The sequence below is a fragment of the Pseudomonas sp. M1 genome (genome assembly GCF_022760135.1).
Taxonomy (GTDB): domain Bacteria; phylum Pseudomonadota; class Gammaproteobacteria; order Pseudomonadales; family Pseudomonadaceae; genus Pseudomonas; species Pseudomonas citronellolis.
The window spans coordinates 1,855,026-1,878,895 of the sequence record NZ_CP094343.1 but is presented as its reverse complement, the minus strand read 5'-3'; the positions used below and the strand labels follow the sequence as shown (position 1 = coordinate 1,878,895).

Genomic DNA, 23,870 nt, shown 5'->3' with positions numbered 1-23,870 from the left:
GACATCCCAGCGCGATTCGCGGATGAGATCCGCTCCTACCGTACGAGCGGGCACGGCTCGCTCCTACGAAGAGCCCTCCGGCGTGGCCTGCAAGACAGTTGCTCCCCCGCGCCATTCCCCTCGGGATTGAGGGAGCAGGCCTGCGGCTCCCTCACCCTAACCCTCTCCCGGAGGGAGAGGGGACCGTTCGGTGTGCTCGGGGAGATTGGAGTTAGCCGGAGAGTAAGGATTCTCCGGCTGAAACCTCACTCCCAGCCGGCACGTACTGCCCCCTCTCCCTCCGGGAGAGGGCTGGGGTGAGGGGAAAGCCCGAGCGCCGAGCCTCACCGGCTTCAGGCAACAAAAAGCCCGGCACAAGGCCGGGCTCCGGATGACTCAGGATGCTTCAGGCAATCCGCGCCAACAGCTCGCGGGCCTCTTCCTGTTCCTGCTTGTCGCCCTTCTGCAACACCTGCTCAAGGATCCGGTAGGCCTCGTCGAGGTCGCCGCGGTCGATGCAGGCACGGGCCTGGTCGAGGCTGGCCAGCAACTTGTCCTGCTCGCCGCCGGAACGGCTCGGCAGGCCGAAGGCGCCGGCCTGTTCGTCGTCCAGGTCGAACTCGGTGACTTCGGGCAACTCGCGCAGGTTGCTGCGGAAATCCTTCAGCAGATCGTCGGTGTGGTCCTTGCCGCCCTTGGCCGGCGAGCCCTTGGGCGAATCGAAGGCGTCCAGGCTGTTCCAGTCCAGGTCCAGGGACAGTTCGCCCAGGTTCAGGTCGCCGGCGTCGCTCAGCGGCGGCTGTGCCGGCGCGGGGTGCTCGCCGATGTCGCCCAGTTCCAGCCCGTCCCATTCGCCGAGGCCGTCGCTGATGGCCTGCTCGTCTTCGCGCTCGAGCATGGCGGGGTAGCGGGCCTTGAGCTGGTCGATCTGCTTCTGGTCGCCGCCCATCGCCTGCAACGCCCGCTCCTGCTCGTGGAAGGCGGTCCGGTCGCCGAGCTCGGCGAGCACCAGCAGCAGCTTCAGACGCAGGTCGCGGCGCTGCGGTTCGGCGGCGACGGACTTGACCAGCATGTCACGGGCCTGGCCGAAGCGGCCGTAGGCGATGTAGATGTTCGCCCCTTCCAGGCTGTCGCTGCTGGCCGCCGGCAGCCGTGCCAGGGAGGCTTCGTTGACGCTGGCCAGCGGCTCGACGGCGGAAGCCACCACCGGCCTGGCCGGTGCTGCCGGGCGGGCCGGCGCCAGCGGCGGCAGGCTGACGGCCTCGGGCTGCGCCTGGGGCGGCTCGTCGCCGCTGGGCTTGCGCCGGCGCTTGTAGACCAGGCCCAGGGCCAGCACCAGGGCTGCCAGGGCGGCCCACGGCCAATAGCGGCTCAGGGAAGCGTTTTCTTCATCCTGCGCGGCGGGCGCCTGGGGCGCCGGCTTGGCGGCTTCCGCCGTCGGCGCAGACGCAGCAGCCGGTGCAGCCACGGGTGCGGCAGGCGCGGCTTCAGGCACCTGAGCGCTGGCCGGCGCGGCCGCTTGCTCGGCCTGGCGCCGGGCCAGCTCGGCCTGCAGGCTCTGCACCTGCTGGTCGCGGCTTTCCAGGGCCTTCTGCAGGGTGTCGAGCTGCTGTTGCAGGGTGTCCATGCGCTGGTTCAGGCGCTCGCGCTCGGCGGTCAGGCCAGCCAGTTGCCCCTGGGCCTGGGCCACAGTCGCCTCGCTCGGCGCCGGCGCGGCAGGCGCGGCGCTGGTCGGCGCGGCGGCAGCGGTGTTCGTGGCAGCCGCAGGCGCGGCCTGGCCGGCGGGCAGCACCAACTGGTAGCCGAGGCGCAGGCGGTGCGGGTTGCCGCCGATGAACGCCTGCGGGTTGAGCTGCTGCAGCTGGGTCATCAGCGCCTGGCGGGCGGCGCCCTTGGCGCCCAGGCGGCCGGAGATGCTCCACAGGGTGTCGCCCGCGGCAGTGGTGTAGCGCCCCTCGCCCGCGGCGACGGGCACGCTTGGAACGGGTGCCGGGCGCGCTGCCGTACTGCGCTTGGCCGGGCGGCTGGCTGCCGATCCGCTGTCGGCGCCGCGCGTGGGAGCGCTCTGGGCATAGCTGCCATCGGCATAGCCCGGCGGGTCGATCAGCAGTGTGTACTCGCGCAGCAGGCGGCCGTTGGGACGCTCCAGTTCGAGGAGGAAATTCAGGTAGGGCTCATGCACCGGCTGGGTGGAAACCACACGGATGTAACCGCGACCGTTACGGATCACCGGGGTGAAGCGCAGGTTCTGCAGGAAGGCGGTGCGGTCCACGCCCATGCGCTCGAAGGTGGCCATGTCGGCCAGGCGGGCGATGAGTTCGTCACTGCTCAGGTCGCCGGGCTGCAGCAGTTCGATCTCCGCATCCAGCGGCTGGTTCAGCGCCGAGCGCACGGTGATGTCGCCGAGCCCCAGAGCATGGGCCTGGGAAGTCATGAGTGCCGAGAGTACGGCCATTGCCAGCGGCAAGCGAGTGAGTCGAGCCATAGGTCCCATCCCAGTTGTGTCCAGGTCTGCAGGCCATCCTTGACCTCGCTGTGCGATCGGTCGTGCTGTCCATGCAATATAGACGCCCATCCGGGACATGGGTTGGCCCGGCAACGCCATAAAGGCTCATTGCCATCACGATTAGGCGCAGGTCCCGTCTAGGTCAAGACAATTCGTCGGAAACCCGGCGAAAGGTCTGGGTGCCACTCCGAACGGATGACGGCCCCCGTAGGAGCCGTCAGAAGTTTGGCAATTCTACTCGAAAAAGTGTGAAGAATCGCTCAGTTCTTTTCCAGGTTGGAGAGGATGCGGGAGAGGATTTTCTGACAGATTGCTATGTCCGACTCATCGATGCCGGCCAATACGTCATTGCGTACGCTGGCGGCGATGTTCTCGATGTCGGCGATCAGCACGTCGGCCTTGGGCGTCAGGCAGATGCGCTTGGCGCGGCGGTCCTCGGCCACCGCCTGGCGGCGCACCAGGCCCTGGGATTCGAGGCCGTCGAGCAGGCGCGCGAGGGTCGGGCCTTCGACGCCGACCGATTGCGCGAGCTCGCGCTGGGTGGGGATGCCGGAATTGCGCGCCAGGTGCAACAGCACCAGCCAACGGGCCTGGGAAAGCCCCAGGTGGCTGAGGCGGCGGTCGAGTTCGGCGCGCCATGCACGCGAGGCCTGGGCCAGTTGGGTGCCGAAGTAGTGCTTGTCTTTATCTGTCATTGTGCTGCAGCAGTTTCAGGCTAATTGATTTGGCTAATTATTAGTCGGCTAATCAAGCCCGTACAATGACATTTTGTCGCAGGGCTTTACCCGTTCACCATTTGGCGTACTGGTCCTCGACGAAGCCCCACAGGTCGTCGATGGCCACGGGCGCGCGGCCATGGGGGCGCAGCTCGCCGCGGAAGCGCCCGAAGATCTGCTTGAAGTTGCTCGCCAGCAGGCCCAGGTTCAGGCGTTCGCGATGCAGGCCGTGGGCCTCGAAGGTGAGGTCCACCTGGCCATCGAAGGAGCGGATGCGCCAGGGGCCCAGCTCCCGGTCGCGGTCGAACTCGAAGCGCACGCTGTCGACCTTGCACAGCTCGCCGTCGAGCCAGAAGCAGTTCTCGGTGAAGCTGGTCTCGTTGACCCCGCACGACAGGTTCAGCCCCACCCGCCTCCCCTGCGCTTCGCCGGACAGGCAGGCCCAGTTCCAGAAGGTCTCGCGGCGCATGTAGCCGGCCGACCAGTCGTGGTGGGCGAAGGCGTCGATGGCGCGCAGGTCGAAATCGCCCAGGGCGCTGCGCACCTGGCCCGCGCAGCGCACCCCGGCGACCTTGCGCGCGTATACCCAGCCGTTCACCGCCGCGGGCGTGCACAGGCTCATGGGCTGGAAGGCCGGCTCAGTCTCGTCGAAACAGGCGTCGATGCGCGTGCCATCGTCCAGTTCCACCAGCAGGCGCTTGCGCAGCGGCCCGGCAGAGTTCTCCAGGCGCAGCCGGTTGCGCCCCTGGCGCAGTTCGCAGGCACCGTCGTCCGGGCGCTGCGAGAAGCGCGTGCCCATCCCCAGCGGGCACTTGAAGCGGCGCTCGAGCATGCGCCCGCTGCTCGGTTCATAGAGGTAGACGAAGCCGACGGCCACCAGGCTCAGTTCGGCCAGGGCGCAGCCGCCGATCAGTTGCGGGCTGATCAGGCCGAAGTACTGGAACTGGTGGAAGTTGCGCCACTTGCTCAGCGCGCCCAGCTTGCGCCCCATGGGCGAGCGGTAGTCGAAGTCGCGGTGGTTGACGTCCTGCGGGGTCTCGGCGAACACCCCGTAGTGGGGCTGGCCGTTGGCCTGGATCAGTCGCTGCATGGCGGGCGCTCGGCTGCGGGGTCGGCGGCATCCTAGCACCGGCGTGCCGGCAGGCGCAGTCACCGGCGGCGCCAGGACGGGGGACCGAATGGGTCAGGCCACCACCTGGTTGCGGCCGAACGCCTTGGCCTCGTAGAGGGCGCGGTCGGCATGGGCGTAGATCGCCTGCAGGGCCGAGGCGGCGCCGGGCTGCAGGCAGGAAACGCCGATGGACAGCGTCACCTCCGCCGCGGTGCTCGACCCCTCGTGGCTGATGCCCAGGCTCTGCACCGCCTGGCGCAACACCTCGGCGCGCTGCCGGGCCTCGTCCAGGTCGGTGCCATAGAGCAGCACGGCGAACTCCTCGCCGCCCAGGCGCACGGCCATGTCCAGCGGCCGCCGCGCGCTGGCCGCCAGGGCCTTGCCTATGCGGCGCAGCACCTCGTCGCCGGCCTGGTGGCCGTAGCGGTCGTTGTAGGCCTTGAAGTGGTCGACGTCGCAGAGCAGCAGCGACAGCGGCGTGCCGTCGCGCTGGGCCTGGCGCCACAAGCGCTCCAACTGGCGGTCGAAGCTGCGCCGGTTGTGCAGGCCGGTGAGGGCGTCGTGGTCGGCCATCTGGCGCATCAGCCGGCTGACCAGGAAGTGCTCGCGGGACTTGTACTCCAGCAGGTAGCAGCCCACCGCGCCGACCAGGTTGCCCAGCAGCAGGAACACCAGGTTGTTCAGCAGCTTGGCCGGCGCCAGGCCGGCGTAGAGCTCGCAGCCCAGGTAGGCCAGGAGGATCAGCGAGGCCGAGCCCAGCGCCTCGGAGAAGCGCAGGCCGACCAGGAAGTAGGCGGCCATGCTGACCAGCAGCAGGCCCTCGTAGGGATAGCCGGGGTCGACGCGGTGGGCGATGCCCACCACCACGGCGGCGCCGATGCCCACGGCGAGGATGCAGGCGAGGCTCAGCGGCACCACCAGGCGCACGAAGCGCCGTTGCAGGATCAGCCCGCCGCAGACCACCAGCAGCACCAGCACCGCGGCGCGCACGGCGAGCATGCTCCAGTGCTCCGGCCCCGGGATCAGCAGCAGGTCGATGGCCGCCAGCGCCAGCCAGGCCAGCACGGCGAAGCCGAGGGCGCTGCACTTGAGGGCGAAGTTGTCTTCCAGCAGGTAGGCGCGGTACTCGCCTTCCACGGGCGCGTCGAAGCGCAGGCGGCGGAAACCGCGGGCGAGCTGTTCGGCGTAGGGGTTGGCGCGCACGTCGTCGAGCCAGGCATGGTGTGGCACGTCCGCCTCTTCTGGTGGAGGTCTTGGGCACACCTTAGCCCGTTGCGAAGCGCGTCACAAGTTTGTCGCCTCGAAACGCCACTTTTCTGTCAGCCATCAGAGCGCCAGCATGGCCGGCGCCGGTCTCAGACTTCCAGTTCGGCCTGCAGCGCGGCGCGCACGCAATGCAACACGCCCTGCGGCACGCGGCCCTCGAAGCGCTCGGCCAGGGCCGCTACCGGCGGCAGCTCGCCGTCCTCTTCGAGGAAGGCGTCCTGCACTTCGGCCAGCAGCTCCTCGGGCAGGTCCAGGGCCTGTTCCAGGCTCAGCTGCTGCGCGGCAATGGCCTCGGCCAGCAGGTTATAGACGTTCTTCTCGGTGCAATCGAGCTGGCGGGCGATCTGCGCCGGGGTCATGCCGGCGCGGGCCAGGCTGACCAGTTCGTGGCTGAGGTCGACCACCGGCGTCGGCGTGGCGGGCGCCGCCTCGGACTCGGTGAGCACGTCGAGGAAGGCCTGGCCGTAGCGCTCCAGCTTGCGCGCGCCGACTCCGCTGACCTGGGCCATGGCGGTGAGCGTGGTCGGCTGGCTGCGCAGCATTTCCAGCAGGGTGGCGTCGGGGAAGATGACGTAGGGCGGCACCGAATGTTCCTGCGCCAGCTTGCGCCGCAGGGTGCGCAGGGCTTCCCACATTTCGCGCTCTTCCTGGCGCACCAGCTGGCTGGCCGGGCTGGCGCCGCCGGAGGACGGGGACTTGCTGCGCTGCGGCTTGGGATCGCGACGCAGGGCCAGGGTCTCCTCGCCACGCAGCAGCGGCCGGCAGGCTTCGGTCAGGCGCAGGCTGCCGTAGCCGTCGAGGTCGACGTCGGCCAGGCCGCGCGCCACCAACTGGCGGAACAGGGTGCGCCACTCGTCCTCGGGGCGGCCCTTGCCGATGCCGAACACCGCCAGGTGCTGGTGGCCGAGGCTGCGCACCTTCTCGGTTTCCTTGCCCATCAGGATGTCCACCAGGTGGCCGACGCCGTAGCGCTGGCCGCTGCGGTAGATGGCCGACAGCGCCTGGCGCGCGGGCTCGGTGGCGTCCCAGGTCTCGACGCCGTCGACGCAGTTGTCGCAATGCCCGCAGGGGTTGGGCATGACCTCGTCGAAGTAGGCCAGCAGCGCCTGGCGCCGGCAGCGCGGCTCCTCGCACAGCGCCAGCATGGCTTCGAGCTTGTGCCGTTCGACGCGCTTGTGGCGCTCGTCGCCCTCGGAGTTCTGCATCATCTGCCGCAGCAGCAGCACGTCCTGCAGGCCGTAGGCCATCCAGGCGTCCGCCGGCAGGCCGTCGCGGCCGGCGCGGCCGGTTTCCTGGTAGTAGGCCTCCAGGCTCTTGGGCAGGTCGAGGTGGGCGACGAAACGCACGTTGGGCTTGTCGATGCCCATGCCGAAGGCGATGGTCGCCACCATGATCAGCCCTTCCTCGTTGAGGAAGCGCTTCTGGTGGAAGGCGCGCAGTTCGTTGGACAGCCCGGCGTGGTAAGGCAGCGCCGGGAAGCCCTGGTTGGAGAGGAACTCGGCGACCTCCTCGACCTTCTTGCGCGACAGGCAGTAGACGATGCCGGCGTCGCCGCGGCGCTCGGCGAGGAAGCCCAGCAGCTGCTTGCGCGGCTGCTCCTTGGGCACGATGCGGTAGAAGATGTTCGGCCGGTCGAAGCTGGAGAGGAACTGCTCGGCGTTCTGCAGGTGCAGGCGCTGGATCATTTCCTCGCGGGTGCGCATGTCCGCGGTGGCGGTCAGGGCGATGCGCGGCACGTCGGGGAACAGTTCGGCGAGCTGGCCCAACTGCAGGTATTCCGGGCGGAAGTCGTGGCCCCACTGCGACACGCAGTGCGCCTCGTCGATGGCGAACAGGCCGACGTTCAGGCGCTGCAGGAAGTCCAGCATGCGCGGCTGCACCAGGCGCTCGGGGGCGAGGTAGAGCAGCTTGATCTCGCCGCGCTGCAGGCGCGCGGCGATGTCGCGCTGCGCCTCAGGGCTGAGCGAGGAGTTCAACGCGGCGACCGGCACGCCCAGCTCGTCGAGGGTGGCGACCTGGTCCTCCATCAGCGCGATCAGCGGCGAGACCACCACCGTCAGGCCCTCGCGCAGCAGCGCCGGCACCTGGAAGCACAGCGACTTGCCGCCGCCGGTGGGCATCAGCACCAGGGCGTCGCCGCCGCTGGCCACGCGTTCGATGATGCGAGCCTGGTTGCCGCGGAAGGCGTCGTAGCCGAATACGTCTTTGAGGATGCGCTGAGCCTGGTCGAGCATGGGGGACTCCGTTTCGAGCCGGGCATTATACGCAAGCGGGGCGATGGGGGTGGGTCAGCCGTCGCAATGGATGGAGGCACCTGCTCTATTAGAGCGCCCTCTCCCTGACGGAAGAGAGCGCCGTTCGTGCCGCCGGGGCGTCCGGCGTGGCCGGAGAATCCAATCGCGGACAGAGTCCGGTCCTACGGTTCCAGGAAGCACGGCTTTTCGTAGGATGGGTTGAGCGAAGCGATACCCATCGCCGCCACCGCATGGGTTTCGCAAGCTCAATCCATCCTACGAAGAGCACCTCGGCGCAAGACAGTTACGCCTAAGGTTCAGGCGTAGGAGCGGACTCCGCCCTACGATGAAACATCCGAGCGCACCGAAACGCCCCTTCAGAAGGCCGAACGAAACCCCCGCTCAGGAGGTTCGCGAATGGCGTTCTGCCGGGTGGGGTCGGTGCGAGTCCTGAAGAGCGCCCTCTCCCTAACCCTCTCCCTGAAGGGAGAGGGGACCGTTCGGAGCGCGCTGATGTTTCGGCGTTAGCCGGCTACTCCGCGCCATCAGGATGAAACCACACCTCCTCTCGGCACGGACTAGCCCCCTCTCCCTTCAGGGAGAGGGCTGGGGAGAGGGAACGGAGTCAATCCAAGGCTCCGTTGCAACCGGGGAACTCCGTTCGCGAGCAAGCTCGCTCCCACGAAAGCAGAACCCTACGCCGGCCACCAAGCCCCGTGGCTGGCCCGCGGGCCGCGGAAAGACTACAATTCAGGCCCGCATCCCCGCCGAGGTAGTAACCGATGTCCTTCGCCGACCAACTGGCCCGCCTGCAAGCCTTTCTCGATGCCGACGACCTGCACGAGGAAGCCTTGGACTATGTCGCGGCCCACGGCTACCTGACCGCCTTGGCGATCTGCCCGGACCAGGTGCCCGACCGCGAGTGGATCGATGCGCTCTTCGCCGAGCCGCCGCACTACCGCAGCGAGGCCGAGCGCGAGGAAATCGAGGGCTCCCTGCTGCTGCTCAAGGCGCACATCACCCGCCAGCTGGCCGGCGACGAGGAGCTGGAGCTGCCCTGCGAGCCCTACCTGGGCGACGAGCCGGACGACTCCGATATCCGCGGTTGGTGCATCGGCTTCATGGAAGGCGTGTTCCTGCGCGAGGCCGTGTGGTTCGAGCAGGCCGAGGAAGAAGTCAGCGAGCTGCTGCTGCCGATCATGGTCGGTTCCGGGCTGTTCGACGAGCAGCCGGAGTTCGACGAGATCGCCCGCGACCGCCACCTGGTGGACGACATGGTCGCGCAGATTCCCGAGCTGCTGACCAACCTGTTCCTGCTCTGCCAGGCCCCGGAAGAGAAGCCGGCGCTGCTCAAGCCCCGCCAACACTGATCCGGCGCCTATGGCAACGCGGGAAATCCGCCATAGCCGTCACGCCTGGGTGCGCTACCTGCTGCTGGCCGTCGGCTGGCTCAGCGTGGCGCTCGGCGTGGCCGGGATCTTCCTGCCGCTGCTGCCCACCACGCCCTTCCTGCTGCTCGCCGCGGCCTGCTTCATGCGCAGTTCGCAGCGCTTCTACGACTGGCTGGTGAGCCACCCCAGGCTGGGCCCGTGGATCGGCGACTACCTGGAAGGCAACGGCATCCCGCTCAAGGGCAAGCTCTACACCGTGGGGCTGATGTGGATCAGCATCGGCTTCTCCTGCTACCTGGTCCCGCACCTCTGGGCCCGGGTGTTCATGCTCGCCAGCGCGGTGCTGGTCAGCTTGTACATCCTGCTGAAGGTGAAGACCCGCCGTCTCTGAGGCGGCATCGACAGCCGGCGAACAGCGCCTAGACTTGCCACATCCCCCCTGGAGCACTGGCGATGCAGCCATTGCGAGGAGCCCGTCGGCTGTTCGTCTGCCTGCCCCACCTCCGGGCCGGCCTGGCGCTGCTCCTCGTCCTGGCTCTGGGCATCCAGGCGCAGTGGGACTTCGACGCCATCCTGCGCAGCGCCGAGCAACGCTGGGGCGACCTGGGCACGGCGCGCCAGCGCATCCGCGACTGGGGCGAGCTGCTGCAAAGCGCCCGGGGCCAGGACGAGGCCGGCAAGCTCAAGGCCGCCAACGACTTCTTCAACGCCAGCCTGGCGTTCCGCGACGACCGCAGCGTGTGGGGCCAGGAAGACTACTGGGCGACGCCCGTCGAGGCCCTGTACAAGGGCGCCGGCGACTGCGAGGACTACGCCATCGCCAAGTACGTCACCCTGCGCCAGCTCGGCATCCCCAGCGACAAGCTACGCATCACCTACGTCAAGGCGCTGCGCCTGAACCAGGCGCACATGGTGCTGACCTGGTATGCCAGCCCCGACGCCGAGCCGCTGGTGCTCGACAACCTCATCCCGCAGATCCGCCCCGCCTCGCAGCGCCAGGACCTGCTCCCGGTCTACGCCTTCAACGCCGAGGGGCTGTGGTTGCCCGGCCCCGGCGGCGGCAAGCGCAGCGGCAGCAGCAAGCAGCTGTCGCGCTGGCAGGACCTGTTGACCAAGATGCGCGGCGAGGGGCTGATCCTCGACGAGACGCGCTAGGAGGCATGCATGTCGCTACTCAAGCAACTCTTCCTGGCCATCTGCCTGTTCCTGGTGGTGGCCTTCGCCGGCAGCTTCGCCACCAGCCTGGAGAGTTCCCGCGAGCAGCTCATAAGCCAGTTGCGCTCCCACGCCCAGGACGCCGCCACCGCCCTGGGCCTGTCGCTGACGCCCCACGTCGACGACCCGGCGATGATCGAGCTGATGGTCAGCTCGATCTTCGACAGCGGCTACTTCGCCAGCATCCGCGTGGTGCGCATCGCCGACGGCCAGGTGCTGGTGGAACGCAAGGCCGCCCCGGGCAACGGCGAGGTGCCCGGCTGGTTCGCCCGCCTGGTCAACCTCAAGGCCGAAGGCGGCGACGCCCTGATCATGCGCGGCTGGGAACAGGCGGCGCGGGTCGAGGTGGTCAGCCACCCGCAGTTCGCCCTGGCGCGGCTGTGGGACAGCGCCCTGGGCAGCCTGGCCTGGCTGCTCGGTTGCGGGGTGGTCAGCGCGATCCTCGGCGGCTGGCTGCTGCGCACCCAGCTACGCCCGCTGGACCAGATGGTGCAACAGGCCCGGGCCATCACCCGCCGCGAATTCCTCACCCTGCCCCGCGAGCCGCGCACCCCGGAACTGCGCCGGGTGGTGCAGGCGATGAACCAGATGGTCGAGAAGCTCAAGGCGCTGTTCGCCGAGGAGGCCTCGCGCAGCGAGAAGCTACGCGAGGAGGCCTACCAGGACAGCCTCTCCGGTCTGGCCAACCGGCGCCTGTTCGACGCCCGCCTGGAAGCCCAGCTGACCCCCGGCGAGCAGAGCGCCGCCGGCTATCTGCTGTTGCTGCGCCTGAACGACCTGGCCGGGCTCAACCAGCGCCTGGGCGGCCAGCGCACCGACGCGCTGATCCGCGAAGTCGCCGGCCTGCTGCAGGGCGCCCAGGTCCAGCACGGCAAGCCCGACTGGCTGGCCGCGCGCAGCCGCGGCGGCGAATTCACCCTGCTCGCCCCGGGGCTGGACGGCAGCGGCGCCGAGCGCCTGGCCGAAGCCCTCAGCGACCAGCTGGAAAGCCTCCAGCGCACCGGTGCCAGCGACGTCCAGCCGGTGGCGCACCTGGGCCTGGCCGCCTTCCGCCCGGGGGAAGCGGCGGCCAGCGTCCTGGCCCGCGCCGACCAGGCCCTGGCCAGCGCCCAGGCCAGCGCCGAACGGCCCTGGCAGCGCCTCGACGAATCCAATGGCCAGCCGGCCCAGGACAGCCACGCCTGGCACGCCTGGATCGACAGCGCGCTGCAGAAGAGCCAGCTGCAACTGTGGTTCCAACCGGTACGCGCCTGCGCCGACGGCGCCCTGCTGCAGCAGAAGCTGCTGGCGCGCCTGCTCGACCCGCAGGGCCAGGCAGTAGCCGCCGGGCAGTTCCTGCCCTGGGTGGATCGCTTCGGCTGGGCGGCGCGCCTGGACCGGGCCATGCTCGAACACGCCCTGGCCCATCTGGCCCAGCACCCCGAGCCCGTGGCGCTGAGCCTGTCGGCCGCCAGCGTGCGCGAGCCCCGGGCGTTGCGGCAACTGCTCGAAGCCATCAAGGCCAACCCGCAGCAGGCCGCCCTGCTGACCCTGGAACTGGACGAGCGCTACCTGCCGCCGCCGGCCGAACTGGAACAACTCGGCCAGGCCGTGCGCGAAACCGGCGCCAGCCTCGGCCTGCAGCACTTCGGCGGGCGCTTCAGCCTGATCGGCAACCTCACCCATCTGGGCCTGGCCTACCTGAAGCTCGACGGCAGCTACATCCGCGCCATCGACCAGGACCAGGCCAAGCGCCTATTCATCGAGGCGGTGTTCCGCGCCACCAACAGCATCGACCTGCCGCTGATCGCGGAGATGGTGGAGAGCGAGGGGGAACTGCGGGTGTTGCGCGAGATGGGGATCAAGGGGGCGATGGGGCGGTTGGTCGGGGCGCCGGCGCCCTGGGGTGAGAGGGGATAGAGGGGCGCCGAATCGCGGACAGAGTCCGCTCCTACGGTTACAGGGGCGCACGGACGTAGGAGCAACTGTCTGCGCCGAGGGCGCTCTTCGTAGGATGGGTTGAGCTTGCGAAACCCATGCGGTTGCGCTGATGGGTATCGCTTCGCTCAACACCATCCTACGAAAAGCCATGCTCGTTCATGCTGTAGGAGACTCTGTCCGCGATTGGATTCACCGGCCACGCCGGACGCCCCGGTGGCACGAACGGCCCCCTCTCCCTCTGGGAGAGGGCTGGGGTGAGGGCGCTCTTGAGCCCAACACCAAAAAAACCATGCCCCCTCAGAACAACCGCTCATCCTCCTCCTCCACCAAAGCCCCCAACCCATCCAGCCCCGCGCGGGTGGTGGCGCGGTCCTCCAGCTTGCGCCGGGCCGCTTCGGGCAGGTCGGTGTAGCGGATCAGGCCGCGGCCCACCAGCACGCCGACCAAGTCCTCGATCACCCGCACCAGCTCCAGGTCCGAGCGCTGCAGGGACTGCAGGCGCGCGTCCAGGGCGCCGCTCATCCAGGCCAGCACCTCGGGGTCGTCGGCCGGGGCGCCCTGGCCGCCGGCGAAGGGTTCGCGTTCGACCCGCACCAGGCGGCCGTTATCATCGCGCTGCACGTAGACCATCGCCGTCTCCTTCACTTGTCCTTATCGAACGCCGCCTCCAGCGCATCGTTGAGGGTGCGCAGCACCTTGACCCGGGCGAAGCGCTTGTCGTTGGCCTCCACCAGGGTCCAGGGCGCGATTTCGGTGCTGGTGCGGTCCACCATGTCGCCCACCGCGTCGACGTACTGGTCCCACTTGTCGCGGTTGCGCCAGTCTTCCTCGGTGATCTTGTAGCGCTTGAAGGGAATGCTCTCGCGCTCCTTGAAGCGCTCGTACTGGGTGTCCTTGTCGATGGCCAGCCAGAACTTCACCACCACTATGCCGAACTCCACCAGTTGCTCCTCGAAGTCGTTGATCTCCGAGTAGGCGCGCAGCCAGTCGGCCGGCGGGCAGAAGCCCTCGACGCGCTCCACCAGCACCCGGCCGTACCAGGAACGGTCGAAGATGGTGAACTGCCGGCGCGCCGGCATGTGCCGCCAGAAGCGCCACAGGTAGGGCTGGGCGCGCTCCTCCTCGGTGGGCGCGGCGATGGGCACGATGTGGTACTGGCGCGGGTCCAGGGCGTCGGTGACGCGGCGGATGGCGCCGCCCTTGCCGGCGGCGTCGTTGCCCTCGAACACGGCGAGCAATGAATGCTGGCGGAAGCGCTTGTCGCGGATCAGCGTGGCCAGGCGCGCCTGCTCCCGGGCCAGTTGCGTCTTGTACTGGTCCTTGCTCAGCGCCAGGCTCAGGTCGAGGCTGTCGAGCAGGCCGCGGTTGTCCAGGCTGGCCACCAGCGGCGCGGCATGGGGCTGCCGGCGCGGCCGGTCCTTGACGTCGAGCGCCGCCTGCAGGCCTTCGAGGATGGTGCGGCCGACGGTCAGGCTGCGGTAGCGCTCGTCCGCGCCTTCGACTATGTACCAGGGCGCGTAGTCGCGGCTGGTGCGGCGCAGCACGCGCTCGCCGTAGCGCACGAACTTGTCGTAGACCTCGCTCTGCAGCCAGTCGATCTCGCTCAGCTGCCAGGAGCGCTGGGGGTCCTTCTCCAGTGTCTTCAGGCGCTCCTTGAGCTGCTTCTTGGACAGGTGGAACCAGAACTTGAAGATCAGCGCGCCCTCGTCGCAGAGCATGCGCTCGAAACGCTCGGCGGCGTCGATGGCCACGTCCAGGCGGCTGCTCTTGATGTCGCCGTTGACCCGCGCGTGGAGCATCTGGCTGTACCAGTTGCCGAAGAAGATCGCCGTGCGCCCCTTGGGCGGCAGGCGCCGCCAGAAGCGCCACTGCGGCGGGCGGGCGAGTTCCTCGTCGGTGGGCCAGAGGAAGCTGTCCACCTGGATCAGCCGCGGGTCCATCCACTCGTTGAGCAGCTTGACCGTCTCGCCCTTGCCGGCCCCCTCGATGCCGTTGATCAGGATGATCACCGGGAACCGCGCCTGCCGCTTGAGCTCGTACTGGGCCTCCAGCAAGGCTTCGCGCAGCTCTATGACTTCCCTTTCGTAGGTTTCCTTGTCGATGGAATGGCCGATCTCGGCGGACTCGAACATGCACTGCCTCCTGACTGCGGGTTGCATTGAAGGTAGCGGATGTGACGCAGGCTGTCTGCGCGGGGGATCGGCTAAAATGCGCGCTTCGCTTTCCTGCCGGTAGCCCCATGCCCGACCACCACAGCGCCCAGCTCGACTGGGACGAAAACGGCCAGCCCCTGTCGCGCGCCTACGGCGACGTGTACTTCTCCCGCGCCTCGGGCCTGGCGGAAACCCACCACGTGTTCCTCGACGGCAACCAGCTGCCGCGACGCTTCGCCGCACTGCCGGCGGGCGGGCGCCTGTGCATCGGCGAGACCGGCTTCGGCACCGGCCTGAACTTCCTCTGCGCCTGGCGCCAGTTCCAGGCCCAGGCCCCGGCGGATGCGCGCCTGCACTTCGTCAGCGTGGAGAAGTACCCGCTGCGCCGCGACGACCTGGCGCGCGCCCTGGCCCTGTGGGACGAACTGCGGCCCTGGAGCGAACAGCTGCTGGCGCAGTACCAGGCCATCCATCCCGGCTTCCAGCGCCTGCTGTTCGACGGCGGCCGGGTGGTGCTCACCCTGCTGGTAGGCGACGTGCTGGAAACCCTGCCGGAGCTGGACGCACGCATCGACGCCTGGTTCCTCGACGGCTTCTCCCCGGCGAAGAACCCGGAGATGTGGACCGAGCCGCTGTTCGCCGAACTGGCGCGGCTGGCAGCCCCCGGCGCGACGCTGGCCACCTTCACCAGCGCCGGATTCGTCCGCCGCGGGCTGATCGCCGCCGGCTTCGCCATGCAGCGGGTCAAGGGCTTCGGGCAGAAGCGCGAGATGCTGGTGGGCGAGTTCCAGGGCCAACCGCAGGGCGCCGCCAAGCCCTGGTACGCGCGCCCGCCGGCGCCTATGGGCGAACGCCGCGCGCTGGTCGTCGGCGGCGGCCTGGCCGGCTGCGCCACGGCCGCCAGCCTGGCTGCGCGCGGCTGGAAGGTGAGCCTGGTGGAACGCCATGGCGAACTGGCCACGGAAGCCTCGGGCAACCCCCAGGGCGTGCTCTACCTCAAGCTCTCGGCCCACGGCACGGCGCTGTCGCGCCTGGTGGTGGCCGGCTTCGGCCATACCCGCCGGCTGCTGGAACGCCTGCAACGCGGCCGCGACTGGGACGCCTGCGGCGTGCTGCAGTTGGCCTTCGACGAAGCCGAGGGCAAGCGCCAGGCGAAGCTGGCCGAGGCCTTCCCCGAGGACCTGCTGCAAGCCCTGTCGAAGGAAGACGCCGAGGCCCGCGCCGGTGTCGCCCTGCCCGCCGGCGGATTGTTCTTCCCCGAAGCCGGCTGGGCGCATCCGCCGGCGCTGTGCCGGGCCCTGACCGAACACCCGAACATCGAACTGCTGAGCGGCCACGAGGTGCGCCTGGAGCGCGACGGCGGGCAGTGGCATGCCCTCGACGGCGAGCAGCGCCTGGCCTCGGCGCCGGTGGCAGTCCTGGCCACCGCCGCCGAGGTACGCGCCTTCCCCGGCGCGGCCAGCCTGCCGCTCAAGCGCATCCGCGGGCAGATCAGCCGCCTGCCGGCCACCGACGCCAGCGCGGCGCTGCGTACCGTGGTCTGCGCCGAGGGCTACGTCGCCCCGCCGCGCCTGGGCGAGCACACCCTGGGCGCCAGCTTCGACTTTCACAGCGACGACCTGCAGCCCACCGTCGCCGAACACCAGGGCAACCTGGAGCTGCTACGGGAAATCTCCCCGGACCTGCTGCAGCGCCTGGGCCCGCAGGACCCGGCAGCCCTCGAAGGCCGCGCCGCGTTCCGTTGCACCACTCCGGACTACCTGCCGCTGATCGGCCCGCTGGCCGCGCGCGAAGCCTTCGCCGAGGCCTACGCCGTGCTGGCCAAGGACGCCCGCCAGGTGCCCGAAGCGCCCTGCCCCTGGCTCGACGGCCTGTACCTGAACAGCGCCCACGGTTCCCGCGGGCTGATCAGCGCGCCGCTGTCCGGCGAACTGCTGGCGGCCTGGCTGGACGACGAACCGCTACCCCTGCCCCGCGCCGTGGCCGAGGCCTGCCATCCCAACCGGTTCTTCCTGCGCGAGTTGGTGCGGGGGCAGAAGAAGGCTGAAGGCTGAAGGCTGAAGGCTGAAGGCTGAACGGATTGTCACCGGGGCGTCCGGCGTGGCCGGCAAACCACCCCGTAGGATGGTGTCGAGCGAAGCGATACCCATCAGAAAATCGTAGGGCGCATAATGCCTACGGCGTTATCCGCCGTTTGGCCTTGGTTCCCGGCGGCGTCTGGGTTGACCTTGGCGTGGGCTGTGGCTTCGGTGCATCGGCGGATAACCGCGAACGGTTATTCGCCCTACGCTGAGGCACGGTCGTACCGCGATTGGCATTGCGTGGCCCCATCACTCCTCTTCCTCCTCCTCCGGCAACTCGAACAACTCCGCCGCCCGCAACAACCCCGCCAGCACCGCATGCCGCTCCCACTCGGGCAATTCGGCGAAGCGCGCCAGCACATACTCCGGCAACAGCGGCGGCGCCGACAGCAGCGCATCGCGGCCGGCGTCCTCCAGCAGCAACCACTGCTTGCGCCTGTCCTGCTCATCACGCCGGCGCGCCAGCAGGCCACGGCTTTCCAGACGGTCGAGCACCCCGGACAGCGAAGCCTGGGACAGGCTCACGCGCTTGGCCAGGCGGCTGGCGGTGATCTCCCGCTCCACCAGCATCACCTGCAGGATCAGCAACTGCAGCGGCGTCAGCCCGCCGAAGCGGCTCAGGCGCTTGGCGTGCACCTCGCTGCCCTGCTGCAGCCGCCGCAGGGCCTGGAACATGGACAGCGCATAGGCATCCTCCAAGGCATTTTTCCTTTCAACCATAATCAATCGTCCGTTCAAAAACCGCAGTAATTCATAAAAAAATCATAGAACTACTTTCACATGAAAGAGTCTTTCTGTTAACACAAAAAAGGGCCCCGGCCTGAACCCCATTCATCCCCAACGGAGAACCGGTAAGGAAAATGTGCGGCTTAGCAGGAGAACTACGCTTCGACAATCAACCGGCCGACCTCGCGGCGGTCGAACGCATCACCCACCATCTCGCCCCCCGCGGACCCGACGCCTGGGGCTTCCACAGCGAAGGGCCAGTGGCCCTCGGCCACCGCCGGCTGAAGATCATGGACCTGGCCGAAGCCTCCGGCCAGCCGATGATCGACACCACCCTGGGCCTGTCCCTGGTGTTCAACGGCGCCATCTACAACTACCCCGAGCTGCGCAAGGAGCTGGAAGCCCTCGGCTACCGCTTCTTCTCCGGCGGCGACACCGAGGTGCTGCTCAAGGGGTACCACGCCTGGGGCAAGGAGCTGTTGCCCAAGCTCAATGGCATGTTCGCCTTCGCCATCTGGGAGCGCGACGCCCGCCGGCTGTTCATCGCCCGCGACCGCCTGGGCATCAAGCCGCTGTACCTGGCCCGGGACGACAAGCGCCTGCGCTTCGCCTCCAGCCTACCGGCGCTGCTGCAGGGCGGCGGCGTCGACACCAGCCTGGACGCCGAGGCGCTCAACCTCTACCTGAACTTCCACGCCGTGGTGCCCGCGCCGCGCACCATTCTCAACGGCGTGCGCAAGCTGCCGCCAGCGACCTGGATGAGCATCGACGCCGACGGCCGCAGCGAGCAGCACTGCTGGTGGCGCCTGGACTACGGCTGCCGCGAGGACGAGCGCGAACTGCGCCTGGAGGACTGGGAAGACCGCGTGCTGGACAGCCTGCGCGAGGCCGTGGCCATCCGCCAGCGCGCCGCCCGCGAGGTGGGCGTGCTGCTCTCCGGCGGGGTGGACTCCAGCCTGCTGGTCGGCCTGCTGCACGAGGCCGGGGTGGACGACCTGCTGACCTTCTCCATCGGCTTCGAGGATGCCGGCGGCGAGCGCGGCGACGAGTTCCGCTACTCCGACCTCATCGCCCGCCGCTACGGCACGCGCCACCACCAGCTGCGCATCGGCGAGAACGAGGTGATCGAGCAGCTGCCGGCGGCCTTCCGCGCCATGAGCGAACCCATGGTCAGCCACGACTGCATCGCCTTCTACCTGCTCGCCCGCGAGGTGTCGAAGCACTGCAAGGTGGTGCAGAGCGGCCAGGGCGCCGACGAACTCTTCGCCGGCTACCACTGGTACCCGCCCATGGTCGACGCCGCCTCGCCGCTGCACGCCTACCGCGCGGCCTTCTTCGACCGCAGCCACGGCGAGTACGAGGCCACGGTGCGTCCGGCCATGCGCGTGGAGGACGTAGCCCAGGCCTTCGTCGCCGAGCACTTCGCCATGCCCGGCACCAGCGACGCGGTGGACAAGGCGCTGCGCCTGGACAGCACCATCATGCTGGTGGACGACCCGGTCAAGCGCGTCGACAACATGACCATGGCCTGGGGCCTGGAGGCCCGCGTGCCGTTCCTCGACTACCGCCTGGCCGAACTCTCGGCGCGCATCCCGGCGCGCTTCAAGCTCGGCGACGGCGGCAAGCAGGTGCTCAAGGCCGCGGCGCGGCGGGTGATCCCGGCCGAGGTGATCGACCGGCCCAAGGGCTACTTCCCGGTGCCGGGCCTCAAGCACCTGCAGGGCAACACCCGGGCCTGGGTCAGCGAACTGCTGCTGGACCCGAGCCAGGACCGCGGCCTGTTCGAGCCGGCGCAGATCGACCGCCTGCTCGGCAGCCCGCAGGACGACCTCACCCCGTTGCGCGGCTCCAAGCTCTGGCAGCTGGCCGCCCTCAACCTCTGGCTGACCGAACAGGGACTCTGACCCAGCCAGCAGCGCGGGCCGCCGGCACCATACCGGCGGCCCGCCCTCCAGGGAGCGAACCATGAAAAGCCATTTCAACCTGCCCCATCCGCACAACCAGCGCCTGCTGCGCGGCCAGGTGCCGACCTACCAGCGCCTGCAGGCGCGCTTCGCCGAGGACCACGAGCGGCCCGGCTGCGAGCCCCACAGCCTGCACTGCGGCTGGGGCCGGCTGCTGATCGGGCACACCTTCGCCGAACCCGACGCGCTGGCCGGCGAGCTGCTCAACGAGCGCCCCGGCGAGCGCGACATCGCCCTCTACGTGGCGGCGCCGCAGCAGGTGCTGGCCCATGCGCCGCAGCAGCTGTTCCTCGACCCCTCCGACACCCTGCGCCTGTGGTTCACCGACTACCGCCCGGCGCGCCGCTCGTTCCGCGGCTTCCGCATCCGCCGGGTACACGGCGAGGACGACTGGGCGGCGGTCAACCGCCTGTACCTGGCCCGCGGCATGCTGCCGGTGGACGCGCAGCGGCTCACCCCGCACTACCAGGGCGGGCCCACCTACTGGCTGGCCGAGGACAGCGAGACCGGCAATGCGGTCGGCGCGGTCATGGGCCTGAACCACGCCAAGGCCTTCCACGACCCCGAAGGCGGCTCCAGCCTCTGGTGCCTGGCGGTGGACCCGCAATGCAGCCGGCCCGGCGTCGGCGAGGCGCTGGTGCGCCACCTGATCGAGCACTTCATGAGCCGCGAACTGGCCTACCTCGACCTCTCGGTGCTGCACAGCAACAAGCAGGCGAAGGCGCTGTACCGCAAGCTGGGCTTCCGCGAGCTGGCGACCTTCGCCATCAAGCGCAAGAACGGCATCAACCAGCCGCTGTTCCTCGGTCCCGGCCCCGAGCAGGGCCTGAACCCCTACGCCCGGATCATCGTCGACGAGGCCCATCGCCGCGGCATCGAGGTGCAGGTGCAGGACGCCGAGGCCGGCATCTTCAGCCTGACCCAAGGCGGCCGGCGCATCCGCTGCCGCGAGTCGCTGTGCGACCTGACCAGCGCGGTGAGCATGACCCTCTGCCAGGACAAGCGCCTGACCCACCGGGCGCTGGAACGCGCCGGGCTGAAGCAGCCGCAGCAGCGCCTGGCCGCCAGCGCCGCGGACAACGCCGCCTTCCTCGCCGAGCACGGCGCGCTGGTGGTCAAGCCGGTGGACGGCGAGCAGGGCCAGGGCGTGGCGGTGAACCTGACGAACAGCGAAGAGGTCGAGGCCGCCATCGAACACGCCCGCCAGTTCGACGGCCGCGTGCTGCTGGAGAGCTACCACCCCGGCCAGGACCTGCGCGTGCTGGTGATCGGCTACGAGGTGGTGGCCGCCGCGGTGCGCCACCCGGCCACGGTGATCGGCGACGGCCGCCACAGCATCCGCCAGCTGATCGAGGCGCAGAGCCGCCGGCGCCAGGCCGCCACCGGCGGCGAAAGCCGCATCCCCCAGGACGGCGAGACCGAGCGCACCCTGCAGGCCGCCGGCTTCGGCTACGACGACGTGCTGCCCGAAGGCCGCCGCCTGGCCGTGCGCGGCACCGCCAACCTGCACACCGGCGGCACCCTGGAAGACGTCACCGACAAGCTCCACCCGGCCCTGAGCGAGGCCGCCATCCGCGCCGCGCGGGCGCTGGAAATCCCGGTCACCGGGCTCGACCTGCTGGTGCCCGACGTGGAGGGCGAGGACTACGTGATCATCGAAGCCAACGAGCGCCCGGGCCTGGCCAACCACGAGCCGCAGCCCACCGCCGAACGCTTCCTCGACCTGCTCTTCCCGCTCAGCCGCGAACCCCTGGACCGCGAGGTGCCCGCATGAGCCGACTGCCGCAACCGGACCTCAACTACCTGCAGCGGGTGCTGCTGGAGATGCTCGCCATCCCCAGCCCCACCGGCTTCACCGACACCATCGTGCGCTACGTCGCCGAGCGCCTGGAGGAGATCGGCATCCCCTTCGAGATGACCCGCCGCGGGACCATCCGCGCGACCCTCGCCGGCCGCCGCAACAGCCCGGACCGCGCGGTCTCGGCGCACCTGGACACCATCGGCGCCATCGTCCGCGAGATCAAGCCCAACGGCCGCCTGGCGCTGGCCCCGGTGGGCTGCTGGTCGAGCCGCTTCGCCGAGGGCAGCCGCGTCACCGTGTTCTGCGACAACGGCGTGCTGCGCGGCAGCGTGCTGCCGCTGATGGCCTCGGGGCACGCCTTCAACACCGCGGTGGACAGCCTGCCGATCAGCTGGGACCACGTCGAGCTGCGCCTGGACGCCTACACCGTGAGCCCGGCCGACAGCGCCTCGCTGGGTGTGTCCATCGGCGACTTCGTGGCCTTCGACCCGCTGCCGGAGTTCACCGACAGCGGCCACATCAGCGCCCGCCACCTGGACGACAAGGCCGGCGTGGCGGCGCTGCTGGCGGCGCTCAAGGCCATCGTCGAAAGCGGCCAGGAACCGCCGATCGACTGCCACCCGCTGTTCACCATCACCGAGGAGATCGGCTCCGGCGCGGCCGGCGCCCTGCCCTGGGACGTGAGCGAGTTCGTCGGCATCGACATCGCCCCGGTGGCCGAGGGGCAGAACTCCAGCGAACACGCAGTCAGCGTGGCCCTGCAGGACTCCGGCGGGCCCTACGACTACCACCTCTCGCGGCACCTGCTGCGCCTGGCCGAGCGCCACGAGGTGGCGGTGCGCCGCGACCTGTTCCGCTACTACCACAGCGACGCGCAGTCGGCGATCGAGGCCGGCCACGACATCCGCACCGCGCTGCTGGCCTTCGGCTGCGACGCCACCCACGGCTACGAGCGTACCCATATCGACAGCCTGGCCAACCTGGCGCGCCTGCTTTGCGCCTACCTGCTCAGCCCGCCGGTGTTCGACAGCGACGCCGAGCCCAAGGAAGGCGCCATCGAGCGCTTCAGCAAGCAGCTGGAACACCCGGTGCACATGGAGAGCACCACCCACGTGCAACCGGTGGGCGAGTTGCTGGACAACGGCAAGGACGACGAAAAGGGGCACCACTGAGGCGCTCCGCACTCGCCGGCGGGCCGGCGCGCGACTAGAATCGCCGCCTGTTCCGCCGAGTACCCGCCCATGCTGATTCCCCACGACCTGCTCGAAGCCGAGACCCTCAACAACCTGCTGGAAGACTTCGTCACCCGCGAAGGCACCGACAACGGCGACGACACCCCCCTGGCCACCCGCGTCGAACGCGCCCGCCACGCGCTCAGGCGCGGCGAGGCGGTGATCGTGTTCGATCCGGAGAGCCAGCAGTGCCAACTGATGCTCAAGGTGGAAGTGCCGAAGGAGTGGCTGGAGAGCTGAGCGATACCCATCGCCACGGCCGCATGGGTTTCGCTTCGCTCAACCCATCCTACGGGGTGTGTGGTGGTGTAGGAGCGCGCCCTGCGCGCGATATCGCGGGCAGGGCCCGCTCCTACAGGGGTACGCCATGGCTGATGCCGCGTAGGAGCGAGCTTGCTCGCGAATGGCGCTTGCCGGGGACTTTAGGTGCTGGGCTTTGGAGCGCCCTCTCCCCAGCCCTCGGCTGCGCGCCCCGCCCTGAAGGGAGAGGGGGCTTGTCCGTGCCGAGAGAGGAAATGGTTTCAGCCGGCAACCTTCGGAGTTGCCGGCTAACTCCAAAATACCCGAGCACGCCGAACGGTCCCCTCTCCCTTCAGGGAGAGGGTTAGGGAGAGGGAACAGAGGTGGGCCCAGCGGCGGAGTCACCGGGGAGCTTGTTCGCGAGCAAGCTCGCTCCTACGAAAAGCCAGCCTCCATCAAGGCGCCAACTTCGGCCCCAGCAGCACCACGCTCGCCCCCACGATGCACAGCGCCACGCCCAGCCAGTCGCTCCACAGCGGCCGGCTCTTCTCCACATAGGCCAACCAGAACAGCGACGCCGCCACGTAGATGCCGCCATAGGCCGCATAGGAACGCCCGGCATAGGCCGCCTCGACGCGGGTCAGCAGCAGGGCGAAGCACAGCAGGCTGAACAGCCCGGGAATTATCCACAGGGGCGTGCGGTCCAGGCGCAGCCAGAGGAAGAAGGCGTAGCAGCCGGCGATCTCGCAGAACGCCGCCAGGAGGAACCACAGGTAGTTGAGCATCTCGCTTTCCTTGGCGGCTCAGCCGCGCAGGCCGCCTTCGCGTTCCCAGGCGCAGCGTACCCGCAGGTCGCCTTCCTGGGGGCTGTGGAAGCCGCGTTCGGATTCCCAGCGGAAGGTGTGGCAGCCGTTGAGTTCGGTTTCCAGGTGCACCACCGCGCTGGCCCAGTACAGGCGCTTGAGCAGCGCCTCGAACTGTTCCACCCACAGGTTCCACTCGTATTCGATGGCCGGGTAGCTGGCGCCGAAGTGGATCACCTGGGACTGGTACAGGCCGGCACCTTCCTGCTCGCAGCGGCTGAACATCTCGCGGCCGAGGAACGGCCAGGCCTCGCCCATCGGCAGGCTGTCCAGCACCTTGCGGTTGGCCGCGCGGCGCAGGCGCCGCTCCATGGAGTCGCCGGGCCAGTCGCGGATGCAACCATAGACGATGGATTCGGACTGCAAGACGGTGAGACTCCCTCTGGACGACGCTGCCTTCTAGCACAGGCGCTGGCGCCACGGAAGCGCCGGGCGGCAATGTTGCGTGGCCTGGCCCGGAAAAGCGAAAGCC

Annotated in this window: 19 protein-coding genes; 9 read left to right on the top strand and 10 right to left on the bottom strand. The window is 69.3% G+C overall.

Annotated features, from left to right (window positions below; all coding sequences use genetic code 11):
* Nucleotides 1-385 precede the first annotated feature (385 nt).
* The 5 genes from PM1_RS08590 to recQ all read right to left on the bottom strand — a co-directional run bounded on the left by PM1_RS08590 (nucleotide 386) and on the right by recQ (nucleotide 7,812).
* The gene (locus tag PM1_RS08590) at nucleotides 386-2,464 is read right to left on the bottom strand and encodes a FimV/HubP family polar landmark protein (protein ID WP_009620443.1); all 2,079 of its coding nucleotides are present in this window, start codon (nucleotides 2,462-2,464) and stop codon (nucleotides 386-388) included.
* A gap of 281 nt (nucleotides 2,465-2,745) precedes the next feature.
* A complete protein-coding gene (slyA, locus tag PM1_RS08585) occupies nucleotides 2,746-3,180 on the bottom strand; it encodes a transcriptional regulator SlyA (protein WP_009620445.1) in 435 nt (144 codons plus the stop codon).
* A 94-nt stretch (nucleotides 3,181-3,274) separates the two neighbouring features.
* Nucleotides 3,275-4,291, bottom strand: coding sequence for a DUF2804 domain-containing protein (locus PM1_RS08580; RefSeq protein WP_009620448.1), 1,017 nt, complete (start codon nucleotides 4,289-4,291; stop codon nucleotides 3,275-3,277).
* Between the two features lie 93 nt (nucleotides 4,292-4,384).
* A complete protein-coding gene (locus PM1_RS08575; protein WP_009620450.1) occupies nucleotides 4,385-5,542 on the bottom strand; it encodes a GGDEF domain-containing protein in 1,158 nt (385 codons plus the stop codon).
* Nucleotides 5,543-5,667: 125 nt separating this feature from the next.
* Nucleotides 5,668-7,812: a DNA helicase RecQ gene (recQ, locus tag PM1_RS08570; protein WP_009620452.1), complete on the bottom strand. Its 2,145-nt coding sequence runs from the start codon at nucleotides 7,810-7,812 to the stop codon at nucleotides 5,668-5,670.
* A 782-nt stretch (nucleotides 7,813-8,594) separates the two neighbouring features.
* Between recQ and PM1_RS08565 the strand changes: the two genes are divergently transcribed.
* From PM1_RS08565 to lapD, 4 genes are all read left to right on the top strand, one after another.
* On the top strand, nucleotides 8,595-9,182 hold the full coding sequence (locus tag PM1_RS08565; RefSeq protein ID WP_009620456.1) for a UPF0149 family protein: 588 nt from the start codon (nucleotides 8,595-8,597) through the stop codon (nucleotides 9,180-9,182).
* Between the two features lie 10 nt (nucleotides 9,183-9,192).
* Nucleotides 9,193-9,594, top strand: coding sequence for a YbaN family protein (locus PM1_RS08560; RefSeq protein ID WP_009620458.1), 402 nt, complete (start codon nucleotides 9,193-9,195; stop codon nucleotides 9,592-9,594).
* Nucleotides 9,595-9,656: 62 nt separating this feature from the next.
* Nucleotides 9,657-10,358, top strand: coding sequence for a cysteine protease LapG (gene lapG, locus PM1_RS08555; protein WP_009620461.1), 702 nt, complete (start codon nucleotides 9,657-9,659; stop codon nucleotides 10,356-10,358).
* Nucleotides 10,359-10,367: 9 nt separating this feature from the next.
* A complete protein-coding gene (gene lapD, locus PM1_RS08550) occupies nucleotides 10,368-12,317 on the top strand; it encodes a cyclic di-GMP receptor LapD (RefSeq protein ID WP_009620463.1) in 1,950 nt (649 codons plus the stop codon).
* 318 nt (nucleotides 12,318-12,635) lie between these two features.
* Here the strand turns inward: lapD and PM1_RS08545 are convergent, their stop codons facing one another.
* Entirely contained in the window at nucleotides 12,636-12,968 is a 333-nt protein-coding gene (locus PM1_RS08545) for a hypothetical protein (protein ID WP_009620465.1), read from the bottom strand.
* Between the two features lie 11 nt (nucleotides 12,969-12,979).
* A complete protein-coding gene (gene pap / locus PM1_RS08540) occupies nucleotides 12,980-14,470 on the bottom strand; it encodes a polyphosphate:AMP phosphotransferase (RefSeq protein ID WP_009620467.1) in 1,491 nt (496 codons plus the stop codon).
* 107 nt (nucleotides 14,471-14,577) lie between these two features.
* Here pap and mnmC point away from each other — a divergent pair, with 107 nt between their 5' ends.
* Nucleotides 14,578-16,545, top strand: coding sequence for a bifunctional tRNA (5-methylaminomethyl-2-thiouridine)(34)-methyltransferase MnmD/FAD-dependent 5-carboxymethylaminomethyl-2-thiouridine(34) oxidoreductase MnmC (gene mnmC, locus PM1_RS08535; RefSeq protein ID WP_009620469.1), 1,968 nt, complete (start codon nucleotides 14,578-14,580; stop codon nucleotides 16,543-16,545).
* Between the two features lie 276 nt (nucleotides 16,546-16,821).
* On the opposite strand, the gene PM1_RS08530 is transcribed toward mnmC, so the two are convergent.
* Nucleotides 16,822-17,292, bottom strand: a complete 471-nt coding sequence (locus PM1_RS08530; RefSeq protein WP_043300126.1) for a MarR family winged helix-turn-helix transcriptional regulator — start codon at nucleotides 17,290-17,292, stop codon at nucleotides 16,822-16,824.
* Nucleotides 17,293-17,432: 140 nt separating this feature from the next.
* Between PM1_RS08530 and PM1_RS08525 the strand changes: the two genes are divergently transcribed.
* From PM1_RS08525 to PM1_RS08510, 4 genes are all read left to right on the top strand, one after another.
* Complete coding sequence (locus tag PM1_RS08525) at nucleotides 17,433-19,202, top strand: N-acetylglutaminylglutamine amidotransferase (RefSeq protein WP_009620472.1); 1,770 nt, start codon at nucleotides 17,433-17,435, stop codon at nucleotides 19,200-19,202.
* A gap of 61 nt (nucleotides 19,203-19,263) precedes the next feature.
* On the top strand, nucleotides 19,264-21,036 hold the full coding sequence (gene ngg, locus PM1_RS08520; RefSeq protein WP_009620475.1) for an N-acetylglutaminylglutamine synthetase: 1,773 nt from the start codon (nucleotides 19,264-19,266) through the stop codon (nucleotides 21,034-21,036).
* Nucleotides 21,033-22,235 carry an osmoprotectant NAGGN system M42 family peptidase gene (locus PM1_RS08515; protein ID WP_009620478.1) on the top strand — a complete coding sequence of 401 codons (1,203 nt, stop codon included), beginning with the start codon at nucleotides 21,033-21,035 and terminating at the stop codon, nucleotides 22,233-22,235. The genes ngg and PM1_RS08515 overlap by 4 nt, the downstream gene beginning before the upstream one ends.
* Nucleotides 22,236-22,304: 69 nt before the next feature.
* A complete protein-coding gene (locus tag PM1_RS08510; RefSeq protein WP_009620479.1) occupies nucleotides 22,305-22,535 on the top strand; it encodes a YheU family protein in 231 nt (76 codons plus the stop codon).
* A gap of 455 nt (nucleotides 22,536-22,990) precedes the next feature.
* Here PM1_RS08510 and PM1_RS08505 read toward each other — a convergent pair whose 3' ends face one another.
* Together PM1_RS08505 and PM1_RS08500 are read right to left on the bottom strand one after the other, a co-directional pair.
* The gene (locus PM1_RS08505) at nucleotides 22,991-23,320 is read right to left on the bottom strand and encodes a YnfA family protein (protein ID WP_009620480.1); all 330 of its coding nucleotides are present in this window, start codon (nucleotides 23,318-23,320) and stop codon (nucleotides 22,991-22,993) included.
* An 18-nt stretch (nucleotides 23,321-23,338) separates the two neighbouring features.
* Complete coding sequence (locus PM1_RS08500) at nucleotides 23,339-23,764, bottom strand: hypothetical protein (protein WP_009620481.1); 426 nt, start codon at nucleotides 23,762-23,764, stop codon at nucleotides 23,339-23,341.
* Nucleotides 23,765-23,870: the final 106 nt, after the last annotated feature.